Annotated in this window: 9 protein-coding genes and 3 pseudogenes; 5 read left to right on the forward strand and 7 right to left on the reverse strand. The window is 75.7% G+C overall.

The window, feature by feature from the left end; all coding sequences use genetic code 11:
* Positions 1–435, forward strand: a pseudogene (locus PYV61_RS16430) (hypothetical protein); the annotation flags it as partial.
* Here PYV61_RS16430 and PYV61_RS16435 read toward each other — a convergent pair.
* The 4 genes from PYV61_RS16435 to PYV61_RS16450 all read right to left on the reverse strand — a co-directional run bounded on the left by PYV61_RS16435 (position 436) and on the right by PYV61_RS16450 (position 3509).
* Positions 436–1074 (reverse strand): response regulator, encoded by a 639-nt coding sequence (locus tag PYV61_RS16435; protein WP_275833546.1) that lies wholly within the window; start codon positions 1072–1074, stop codon positions 436–438.
* A gap of 131 nt (positions 1075–1205) precedes the next feature.
* Positions 1206–2531, reverse strand: coding sequence for an NAD(P)/FAD-dependent oxidoreductase (locus tag PYV61_RS16440; protein WP_345785251.1), 1326 nt, complete (start codon positions 2529–2531; stop codon positions 1206–1208).
* Positions 2532–2652: 121 nt separating this feature from the next.
* Positions 2653–3078: a hypothetical protein gene (locus PYV61_RS16445; protein WP_275833550.1), complete on the reverse strand. Its 426-nt coding sequence runs from the start codon at positions 3076–3078 to the stop codon at positions 2653–2655.
* Entirely contained in the window at positions 3078–3509 is a 432-nt protein-coding gene (locus tag PYV61_RS16450) for a DUF6321 domain-containing protein (protein ID WP_275833552.1), read from the reverse strand. Before PYV61_RS16450 ends, PYV61_RS16445 begins: the two co-directional genes overlap by 1 nt.
* A 167-nt stretch (positions 3510–3676) precedes the next feature.
* Between PYV61_RS16450 and PYV61_RS16455 the strand changes: the two genes are divergently transcribed.
* From PYV61_RS16455 to PYV61_RS16465, 3 genes are all read left to right on the forward strand, one after another.
* Positions 3677–4096, forward strand: a complete 420-nt coding sequence (locus tag PYV61_RS16455) for a MarR family transcriptional regulator (RefSeq protein ID WP_275833553.1) — start codon at positions 3677–3679, stop codon at positions 4094–4096.
* Entirely contained in the window at positions 4086–4604 is a 519-nt protein-coding gene (locus tag PYV61_RS16460) for a GNAT family N-acetyltransferase (protein WP_275833555.1), read from the forward strand. Before PYV61_RS16455 ends, PYV61_RS16460 begins: the two co-directional genes overlap by 11 nt.
* Positions 4605–4824: 220 nt before the next feature.
* On the forward strand, positions 4825–5298 hold the full coding sequence (locus tag PYV61_RS16465; RefSeq protein ID WP_275833556.1) for a hypothetical protein: 474 nt from the start codon (positions 4825–4827) through the stop codon (positions 5296–5298).
* 9 nt (positions 5299–5307) lie between these two features.
* On the opposite strand, the pseudogene PYV61_RS16470 reads toward PYV61_RS16465, so the two are convergent.
* A pseudogene (locus PYV61_RS16470) lies at positions 5308–5478 on the reverse strand (transposase); the annotation flags it as partial.
* A gap of 120 nt (positions 5479–5598) precedes the next feature.
* Entirely contained in the window at positions 5599–6567 is a 969-nt protein-coding gene (locus tag PYV61_RS16475; protein ID WP_275833558.1) for a helix-turn-helix domain-containing protein, read from the reverse strand.
* Positions 6568–6656: 89 nt separating this feature from the next.
* On the opposite strand from PYV61_RS16475, the gene PYV61_RS16480 reads away from it, so the two are divergent.
* The gene (locus tag PYV61_RS16480) at positions 6657–7538 is read left to right on the forward strand and encodes a rhodanese-like domain-containing protein (RefSeq protein WP_275833560.1); all 882 of its coding nucleotides are present in this window, start codon (positions 6657–6659) and stop codon (positions 7536–7538) included.
* Here PYV61_RS16480 and PYV61_RS16485 read toward each other — a convergent pair.
* Positions 7515–8186 (reverse strand): annotated as a pseudogene (locus tag PYV61_RS16485) (sodium:solute symporter); the annotation flags it as partial. The gene PYV61_RS16480 and the pseudogene PYV61_RS16485 overlap by 24 nt on opposite strands.

Genomic DNA, 8186 nt, shown 5'->3' on the forward strand with positions numbered 1-8186 from the left:
CCGGCCGCCGCGCCGGCCGGCGACGCGGGGACGCCGCCGGCGCGCGCCTACACCTACGACTACGCGCCGATCGACGGCGACCCGCTGGGGCTCGGCGGCCCGCTGACGGGGCTCGACGCCGACGCCGCGTACGACGCCTGCGCGGCCACCGACTACCCCGACGCGCTGGTGCAGGTCGCGCACCTGGCGGGCGCGCCGCGCGCCGGCGACGTCGTCGTGTCGGCGGCGCGCGACTGGGACCTGCGCGCGCGCTACGAGCCGATCCCGCACGTCTCGTCGCACGGCGCGCTGCACCGCGAGCACATGCTGGTGCCGCTGCTCACCAGCCGCCCGCCCGCGCGCGCGCCGCGCCGCACCGCCGACGTCATGCCGAGCGCGCTGCGGGCGCTCGGGCTGCCGGTGCCGCCGGGGCTCGACGGCGAGTCGTTCGTCTGACTACGCCGCGGGCGGGGGCGGGGGCGGCGCCGGGCGCGCGCCGTTGTGGGCGCCGGGCTCGGAGTTGATCACCGCCTTCGCCACGTCGACCATCGGCATCGACTTGTCCTGGCTGGTGCGCTGCAGGATGCGGTAGGCCTCCTGCTCCGAGCTGCCGGTGCGCCGCATCAGGATCCCCTTGGCGCGCTCGATCAGCTTGCGCGCCTCCAGCGTCTGGCGCACGTCCGCCACCTCGCGGCGCAGCTGCGCCTCGACGCGCGCCTTGCGCACCGCGAGCCGCAGCGCCGAGTCGAGCTGCTTCGCCTGCACCGGCTTGCCGAGCAGCGTGCGCGCCCCCGACGCGTCGAGCTCCTCGTCGGTCAGCGACAGCTCGTGGTCCCCGGTCACCAGCACGATCGCGACGTCGGGCTGCTCGGCCGCGATCGCGCGCGCGGCTTCCACCCCCGTCATGTCGGGCATGTGGACGTCGAGGAGGACGACGTCCGGCCGGTGCTCCCGCGCGAGGTCCACCGCCTCGCGTCCGGTCGCCGCGGCGGCGACGACCTCGTGGCCGAGGGAGGAGAGCAGGTTCGAGTACAGCTCGCGAGTCTCGGGGTCGTCCTCGGCGATGAGGACCCGGATCGGGGCCTGGTCGGACATGTACGCGGTGAGGCGGGATGGGGCGGGGCCCGGCGGGACGGCGTCGTCCCGCGTCGGGGCCCCGGGCGGAACGCGCCGCCCCCCCGGGATGGTGCCCGGCCGCCCTCCCGGACGGAACCCCCCTGTGACGTCTATTTCCATCCAGGGACCGGCGGGCGCGTCGACGGCGGCTCCGACGGCGTCGCCGTGCTCCCGACCGTGGTCATCGCCCCGCTGATCAGCCGCACCCCGCGCTGGTAGGTGAAGTAGGCGTACGTCCACTGCACCAGCACGCTCACCCGGTTGCGGAAGCCGACCAGGTAGAGGATGTGCACGAACAGCCAGAGGAACCACGCCAGGTACCCCTCCAGCTGCAGCTTCCCGAACGACGCGATCGCGCGGTGCCGCCCGATGGTGGCCAGGTCGCCCTTGTTGCGGTACGTGAACGGCTGGCGCGGCTGGCCGCGCAGGGTGGCGAGCAGGTTGCGTGCGGCGCGCTCCCCCATCTGGTTGGCCGCCGGCGCGACGCCGGGGACGGGCTTCCCCTCGCTGGTCACGGCCGCCATGTCGCCGACCACGAACACCTCCGGGCGCCCCGGCACCGAGAGGTCCGGCTCGACGAGCACGCGCCCCGCGCGGTCGACCGGCGCGCCGAGCTGCGCCCCGAGCCGCGACGCCGCGTTCCCCGCCGCCCAGAAGATCGTGCGCGTCGGGATCCGCTCCTCGCCCACGTACACCGCGTCGCGCTCGACGCGCGTGACGATCGAGTCCAGGCGCACCTGGACGCGCAGCTCCTCCAGGTCGCGCAGCGCCTCCTGCTGCAGCTTCTCGGGGAACGCCGCCAGCACCTTGGGGCCGCCCTCCAGCAGCACCACGCGCACCTTGCACGTGTCGATGCGGCGGAAGTCCTTGCGGAACGCCTCCGCGGTGTCGGGGATGATCCCCGCCAGCTCGACGCCGGTGGGGCCGCCGCCGACGATCACGAAGGTCAGCCACGCCTGCTTCTCCTCCTGCGTGGCGGCCTTCTCCGCCTCCTCGAACGCGGTCAGGAAGCGGCGGCGCAGCTCGTACGCGTCGGCGATGCTCTTGAGCCCCGGCGCGACCTCCTCCCACTGGTCCTTGCCGAAGTACGAGTGGCGCGCGCCGGCGGCGAGGATCAGGTAGTCGTACGACAGCGTCCACCCCGCGTCGTCGACCGTGATCGTGCGCGCGTCGGGGTCGATGCGGCGCACGTCGCCCATCAGCACGGTCGCGTTGCGCTGCCGGCGCAGCACGTACCGGATGGGGATCGTGATGTCGCTCGGCGCCAGCACCGCCGTCGCCACCTGGTAGAGCAGCGGCTGGAAGAGGTGGTGGTTGGTGCGGTCGACGAGGGTGACGTCCACGTCGGCGTCCTTCAGCAGGCGCGCCGCGCGCAGCCCGCCGAAGCCGCCGCCGACGATCACGACGTGCGGGCGGCGCTGCGGGACGGGGACGATGGCGGCGGTGCGGTCGGCCGCCGCCGCGGGGGGGGCATCGACGCCGGCGACGGCCGCGTGGGCCTCGGGCGGGGTGCGGATGTCGGTCACGGTGGGCTCCCGGCCGGCGTGCCCGCCGGCCTCAGCGCGACGCGGTCTTCCGCGCCCGCTTGCTGGTGGTACCCCGCGCGGTGCCCTGGCGTTTCGGTCGCGACGGGCGGGACTTCGGGTCCTTCCACTCGGCGAGGTGCCGCTGCGCGGCGGTGCGCCGTCCGCCGTACCCGCCCCCCGCCGCCTCGTACTCGTGCGCCAGCAGCTGCGCCTTGCGGGCGCTCCACTGGCCGGGCTTCCCGCCCCGGCTCCCCTTCAGGATACGCGCCTTGAGGCGGTCGCGGAGCGCCGGCCTGGTGTAGCGGGCCGCCGTCTTGCGGGCGCTGGCCTTGCGCGCCGTCGACGCCTTGCGAACGGTCGGCGTCTTCGCGGCGGACTTCCGCGCGGTCGACTTCCGCGCGGTGGATTTCCGCGCGGTCCGCTTCTTCGCGGGGGTGCGCGTGCGCGTCGCCGGCATCAGCGGCTCCCCCCGGCGGCGCGCGCGCGCTTGGCGGTGGCGCGCTTCGCGGTGGCGCGCTTCCGCGCGCTCGGGCGCGACGCGCCGGCGCGCTGCTTCGCCGCCGCGTAGCGCTCCAGCAGCCGCGTCCCCTTGGCCGCCAGGCGCCGCGCGTCGGCCTTCGTCTTCGGGACCGGCTCCCCCCACGCGTGCGCCGAGAGCGCGAGGCGCGTCGGCTCGCCCGCGTCGTCGACCATCGGGCCGCGCGGGTTGGCGAAGTGCCGGCGCAGGAACGAGCCCTTGCGGCGCATCTTCTCGGGCGTGTCCGCCGCCCCCTTCACCCCGGGGCGCAGGTGCACGCCCTCGGTCCGCGCGTATCGCGCGCGCCCGGCCGCCGTGAGGCCGCCCTTCGGATCGCGGGTCGCCTTCGTCTTCGCTCGCTTCGTCGCCATCGCTCCTCCCCTCCCGCGCGCCGCCCGCCCGCTCCCCCCGGCCGCTCGGCGCGTCGCGGCCGGGTCGCCGGGGAGAGGGCGAGATGCGTGCTAGCGAGCCATGCGATGCGGAAATCCGGCCCACACATATCTTGCATACAAGATACTTCCATGCGACCTTCGTCGCCATGGACCGCATCGAGGAGTGCCTGAGCTTCGTGCTCGGGAAGGCGTACCAGCAGGTGCAGCAGGACGCCAAGCGGCGCCTCGCGCCTCACGGCGTCACGCCGGCGCAGTACGCGGTGCTGCGGGTGCTCTGGGAGCGCGACGGCCAGAGCGCCGCCGAGCTCGGAGAGCGGCTCGTCCTCGACAGCGCGACCATGACGGGGCTCGTCGACCGGCTCGCGCTGGCGGGGCTGGTGACGCGCCGCCCGCACGCCGTCGACCGCCGGGTGAACCTGGTCTGCCTCACCGACGCCGGCGCCGCGCTCCGCGCCCCGCTCGACGGCGTGATGGACGCCCTCAACGCCGACGCCGCGGCGCGCCTCGGCCCCGACGCCGCCGAGCGGCTGCGCGCGCTGCTGCGCGAGGTGGCGCGTGCGTCCTGACGCCGGCGCCGTACGCGTCGTCGACTACGACCCGGCGCGCGCCGACCACCGCGCCGCCTACCGCGCGCTCAACCTGGCGTGGATCGAGCGGCACTTCGCCGTCGAGCCGCGCGACCGCCTCGAGCTCGACGACCCGGAGCGGCACGTGCTCGCCGCCGGCGGCCGCATCTTCGTCGCCGAGGTGGGGACGGCCGACGGCGTGCGAGTGCTCGGCACCTGCGCGATGCTGCGCGAGCCCGACGGCGCCTGCGAGCTGGCCAAGATGGCGGTCGACGAGGCGGCGCGCGGGCGCGGCGTCGGCCGCGCGCTCGGCGAGGCGGTGGTCGCGGCGGCGCGATCGCTCGGCGCGCCGCGCGTCGACCTGCTCTCGAACACCGCGCTCGTCCCCGCCATCGCGCTCTACCGCGCCCTCGGCTTCGTCGAGGTGCCGCTGCCGCGCACCGACTACGCGCGCGCGAACATCAAGATGGTGCTCGACCTGCGCGGCGTCGCGGGAGGCGGAGGTTGAGCGACGCGTTTCACGACCGGCGCAGGTACGCGAAGCACACGACGGCGCAGGCGAGGTGGAGCCGGGCGCGGTGCGCGGCCACGCCCCAGCCGAGCTCCGTCGGCAGCCGCGGCTTCATGAACGGCTGTTCCCCGGGGCGTCGGTCGGGTTGTGTGACCGCGCTCTCGACGAGTACGCGCTCGTCCGCGCGGTGAATCTCGCTCCTTCACGAGAGGTCGCAGTGGGAATCTTCTCCGAGAACAACTACGGCCGGTGGGGAGCAGTCGGCTGCATCTGGAGCTGGATGGCGGTGGGCGCCGCGTGCGGGTTCCTGCTCACCGACTTTCATCAACTCGTCGTGCACGGACGGGTCAGGCCGTTTGGCGCGGCCGGCAGCCTGGTGGCGCTTGGTGCGCTCGCCTGGCAGCTCAAGGTCGGGGTCGACGAGTACCGCAACGTCGTGGAGATCAGGCGTCTGGTTGGCGACGAAGCCGTTCCCGTGTCCCGCGGACTCCTGCGCGCCGTCCTTGGCGCGGGTGCGTTGCTCGGCGCGCTCACCATTGCCTTCTACCGCTACGTCATCCTGACGTCGGGCGCGCCGCGCGGATCGGCAATCCTGCTCGGAGCTGGCGGCGTCGCGGCGTTGCTCGGCGTGGGAGGCATGCTACTCGCCTGGTTCGTCGTCTTCCCCCGAGAGCGCGGCCGGGCTGCCTAAGGCTCCGTTTCACAACCGGTGGAGCTGCTCGAGGCAGCTCAGGGCGCGGGCGAGGTGGAGCAAAGCGCGGTGGATGGCGACGAGGCGCTCGTAGCGGGCCGCGAGGCCGCTGTACCGCGCGAGCCAGGCCAGCCTGCGCTCCACGGTCCACCGGTGCCGGCCGAGCCGCGCGCGGGACTCGGCGCAACTGCGCCACCGCGTCGAGCAGCGTCTCCAGCACGCGGCTGTCGTGCACGTCGGCCGAGCGGAGGGACGTACGCAGCGGCCGCACCCCGCTACGCCGGCGTGTTCACACGGTTTCTAGGCGCGCAGCCCGGCGCGGAACGCGCGGCGGTAGGCGAGGGGGCTCGTCCCCAGCTCGCGCCGGAAGTGCGCGCGCAGCGACACCGCCGAGCCGATCCCGCACCGCTCGGCGACGCGGCCGGCGGAGAGGTCGGTCTCCTCCAGCAGCTGCTGCGCGGCGAGCAGCCGCTGGCGGAGCAGCCAGTGCAGCGGCGGCGCCCCCGTCTCCTCGCGGAAGCGGCGCGCGAAGGTGCGCAGCGGCATGTCCGCGTGCGCCGCCATCCGCGCCACCGTCACCGGCTCGCCGAGCCGCGCCAGCAGCCAGGCGCGCGTCCCCTCCAGCCGCCCGCCGCGCGGCGCCGCCACCGGCCGCGGGACGAACTGCGCCTGCCCGCCGCTGCGGTGCGGCGCCACCACCAGCCGGCGCGCCACCGCGTTGGCCACCGCCGCCCCGTGGTCGCGCCGCACCACGTGCAGGCACAGGTCGATCCCCGACGCGATGCCGGCCGAGGTGAGCACCCGCCCCTCGTCGACGTACAGCACGTCGGGGTCGAGCGCGACGCGCGGGTAGCGCGCGCGGAACTCGGGGGCGTCGAGCCAGTGCGTGGTCGCCGCGCGCCCGTCGAGCAGCCCCGCCTCGGCGAGCACGAAGGCGCCCGTGCAGATCGACACCAGCCGCGCCCCGCGCGCGTGCGCCTCGGCCAGCGCCCGCGTGACCGCCTTCGCGATCGGCAGCGCGGTGTCGTCGACGCCCGGGATCACGATCGTGTCGGCGTCGGCCAGCGCCTCCAGCCCGTGCGCGACGCCGAGGTCGAAGCCCCCCGACGTCGGGACGCGCCCGCGCCGCGCGCCGCACACCACCGCCGCGTAGCGCCGCGCGCCCAGGTCGTCGCGCGGGTAGCCGAACACCTGCACCGGCACCCCGAGGTCGAAGGGGACCACCGACGGCAGGGCGAGGATGGCGACGCGGTGCGCGGCGGCCGGCATGGCCGAAAGCTAGCGCACGGCGGCACTCCGGCCACTCGACGGGGGCCCGCCGCGGCGCCATCGTGGGGCGTCCCCGTCACCGGAGCCCCATGCGCCTCGCCGTTCCCGCCCTCGCCGCCGCCCTGCTGCTCGCGCCGGCCCCCGCGTCCGCCCAGGCCGACCCGGGGATGGTCGTCACCCCCGCGTGGCTCGCCGCCCGCGCCCGCGACCCGCAGGTCGTCGTGCTGCACGTGGCGAGCGACTCGTCGTTCGCCGCCGGCCACGTCCCCGGCGCGCAGCGGATGCCGTACAACGCGATCACCGCGCGCGTCGGCAACGTCGGCACCGAGCTGCCGCCCCCCGAGGCGCTGCGCGAGGCGTTCGAGGCGCTCGGCGTCGGCGACTCGACGCGCGTCGTCGTCTACGGCGACGAGGCGCCGATGGCGACGCGCGTCCTGTTCACCCTCGACCACCTCGGCCACACCCGCTTCGCGCTGCTCGACGGCGGGCTCGCGGGGTGGCGCGCCGCCGGGCACGCGGTCGAGACGGGGCCGTCGGCCGCGGTGGCCGCGCGCGCGCGCCTCACGCCGCGCCCGCGCGACGTCGTCGTCACCAGCGACTGGCTGGAGCCGCGCCTCGGGAAGGCCGGGCTCTCGCTCCTCGACACCCGCACCGACGTCGAGTACCTGGGCACCGGGGAGCGCTACGGCGTGCGCAGCAACGGGCACCTCGCCGGCGCGCGGCAGCTCCAGTGGGAGCAGCTCTTCCAGGCCGACCGCGCCACGCTGCGCCCGCGCGAGGAGCTGGCCGCGCTGTTCGCCGAGCGGGTGAGGCCGGGCGACACCGTCGTCACGTACTGCCTCGTCGGCTACCGCGCGAGCGCGACCTACTTCGTGGCGCGCCTGCTCGGCCACCCGGTGAAGCTGTACGACGGCTCCTACCAGGACTGGTCGGCGAAGGCGCTCGCGCTACGCCCCGGCGCCGCGCCCTGACGCCGGCGCGGGGGCGCCGCCGAGGCTGAGCAGCACGCCGACCGCCAGCACGACGACGGCGCCGATCACGTTGTGCCAGAGGAACGACACGCTCGGCGCGCCGAAGTTCACCGCGGCCACCGCCCCCATCCCCGCGAGCAGCCCCACGAAGGCGCCGAGCGCGCGCGCGCGCGGCACCATCGCCAGCAGGAAGACGCCCAGGATCGAGCCGTAGAAGAACGACCCGAAGCGGTTCACCACCTCGATGAGGGAGCCGAGGCTGACCGCGTAGACGGCGACCACGCACGCGAAGGCGCCCCAGACGGCGGTCGCGAGCTTCGAGATCCCGAGGAAGTGCGCCTCGGGCGCCTCGGGGCGCACCCAGCGCTTGTAGAAGTCGATGACCGTCGACGTGGCGAGCGAGTTCAGCTCGGCGGCGATGCTCGACATCGCCGCCGCCATCACGCCGGCGATGAAGATCCCCGCCAGCCCGATCGGGAGCTGCTCGAGCACGAACCGCGGGATGATGTAGTTCACGTCGCGCGACGGCTCGCCGGTGACCCGCTCGGCGAGCGCCAGCGCCTCGGTGCGCACCGCCGTCACGGCCGTCTCGCGCTCGCGCAGCGTGGCCTCGACCGCCGCCGCCGGCGCGGCGCCGACGTCGCGGGC

Origin of the sequence: Roseisolibacter sp. H3M3-2 (assembly GCF_029211165.1) — a bacterium.
Lineage (GTDB): Bacteria > Gemmatimonadota > Gemmatimonadetes > Gemmatimonadales > Gemmatimonadaceae > Roseisolibacter.

Bases quoted from the DNA above. Each gene is read 5' to 3' on its own strand.
- PYV61_RS16435 (WP_275833546.1), bottom strand. From the start codon at position 1,074: ATGTCCGACCAGGCCCCGATCCGGGTCCTCATCGCCGAGGACGACCCC.
- PYV61_RS16445 (WP_275833550.1), bottom strand. From the start codon at position 3,078: ATGCCGGCGACGCGCACGCGCACCCCCGCGAAGAAGCGGACCGCGCGG.
- PYV61_RS16450 (WP_275833552.1), bottom strand. From the start codon at position 3,509: ATGGCGACGAAGCGAGCGAAGACGAAGGCGACCCGCGATCCGAAGGGC.
- PYV61_RS16455 (WP_275833553.1), top strand. From the start codon at position 3,677: ATGGACCGCATCGAGGAGTGCCTGAGCTTCGTGCTCGGGAAGGCGTAC.
- PYV61_RS16475 (WP_275833558.1), bottom strand. From the start codon at position 6,567: ATGCCGGCCGCCGCGCACCGCGTCGCCATCCTCGCCCTGCCGTCGGTG.
- PYV61_RS16480 (WP_275833560.1), top strand. From the start codon at position 6,657: ATGCGCCTCGCCGTTCCCGCCCTCGCCGCCGCCCTGCTGCTCGCGCCG.